Raw genomic sequence first — 1,401 nt, forward strand, 5'->3', positions numbered from 1 at the left:
CGGGCCAGCTCCAGCATGGCGCGGCCTCCCTTGTCGGCATCGCCGATCACCAGGATGTCATAGTTACTTTCAGTGCCGGCCGGCAGAGATGCTGACAGCGCCTTGGCGACGAAGCCCTGTGTAGGGCCGGCGAAATAAACCTTCTGGCGCACGTCAGCATCGGACGCCACGATGTTGATGTTGTTGGGCGTGACACTGGCAAGGACCGCCGCCGGGGCTGCGGATACGGGCGCGCCGCCATCTCCTCCACCCCAACCTTGCGGCGTTACCGCCACCACTAGAGCCGCGCCGGCCGTAAGCTGCCACCAGCCGCTGCCCCGATTACACCTGCGTTCTTTCATAATCATGGGGAACCTCTAGAAATATAATTAATGGGGAACCTCTAGAAACCCTCCGCCTCCAAACACAGTTTCACTTCCCCCCCCGCAGCTAACCATGGCACAAGCGCGCAGCGCCCTCAAGGGGGCGGGGGCGGCAGAAAACGTGGACGGGTATGGTCCACGAACGTGACATCCAAGACCGCAAAGACATGAATATCGACCGTGGCTCACACAGCGAAATCCTTAAACTCACTCCCACGCATCCGCCACTGGTGCCGCCCGGCCACACCGCGCAGACCGTCGCTTGGCGCAAGGTCGAGGGATTAACTCTGGATCGGACGGGTTAAACACCCGAAAAAGCCGCCTGGCCAAGACGGCTTTTCAGGTGGCATCACGCGCGGATGCCAAGGTGTGATGCGCAATGGACGATCACCAGATGTTGTACATGGCGTAGCGGCTCTCTTCTACCTCGGCATTCCAATTGCCGTAGCTGGCGGTTCCGTCCCACCAATAGCGGTTGCCAGGTTCAGAGTATGCGATCCTTCCGAGGTGTCTGATAATCTCGCATGATCCGCCATTGACCCTCCACCAGCCACCCTGGAAGTAACCGGCCTTCCAGCGACGCACAACAACCTGCACGGGCTGCGCGGTACTGCCGGGTTTGAGCCACTGGCTCCAGCCGAAGGTCTCCGTGTAGCTTTTTTGTTTCTGGTACTGGCCCTTGATGTTGAACATTCCCAAGAAGTCTCCGACGACGGGGATTTTGCTCACATCCAGGTCCACACCGATCGCCCATTGGTACCCCGAGGTGTTCGCCTTGGTCCAGGTGTAGTTGCAACGCAAGCCTTTCGGATTGCAGTAGAACGACGGGCCTCGCCAGATCCAGTCGTCCCACGTATTGCGCGCCTGCATCGCGGTGATTCCCCACGAGGTACGGTCGCCCAGCAGGTTCACGAACCCCCTGTTGCCGTCGTTGCTCGGAAAACAGGCATCGCCGGCATGGGCGATCTGTAGGGTGGTTGCCGCTGGCAACACGAAAGCCAAAGCAATGGCGATATGGGTGACTTTCATTGCGCGGACT

General features: G+C 59.7%; 3 protein-coding genes. 1 reads left to right on the forward strand and 2 read right to left on the reverse strand.

The window, feature by feature from the left end; translation table 11 throughout:
* A partial coding sequence (locus tag XalbCFBP2523_RS15735) for a hypothetical protein (protein WP_146084145.1) occupies positions 1-347 on the reverse strand: 347 nt, incomplete at its 3' end.
* 146 nt (positions 348-493) lie between these two features.
* On the opposite strand from XalbCFBP2523_RS15735, the gene XalbCFBP2523_RS16685 reads away from it, so the two are divergent.
* Complete coding sequence (locus tag XalbCFBP2523_RS16685) at positions 494-667, forward strand: hypothetical protein (RefSeq protein ID WP_155394563.1); 174 nt, start codon at positions 494-496, stop codon at positions 665-667.
* Positions 668-749: 82 nt separating this feature from the next.
* Here XalbCFBP2523_RS16685 and XalbCFBP2523_RS16690 read toward each other — a convergent pair.
* The coding region (locus tag XalbCFBP2523_RS16690) for a hypothetical protein (RefSeq protein ID WP_158250802.1) at positions 750-1,401 on the reverse strand (652 nt) is incomplete at its 5' end.

The organism is Xanthomonas albilineans, from assembly GCF_002939705.1.
Classification (GTDB): Bacteria; Pseudomonadota; Gammaproteobacteria; order Xanthomonadales; family Xanthomonadaceae; genus Xanthomonas_A; species Xanthomonas_A albilineans.

Bases quoted from the DNA above. Each gene is read 5' to 3' on its own strand.
- XalbCFBP2523_RS16685 (WP_155394563.1), top strand. From the start codon at position 494: ATGGTCCACGAACGTGACATCCAAGACCGCAAAGACATGAATATCGAC.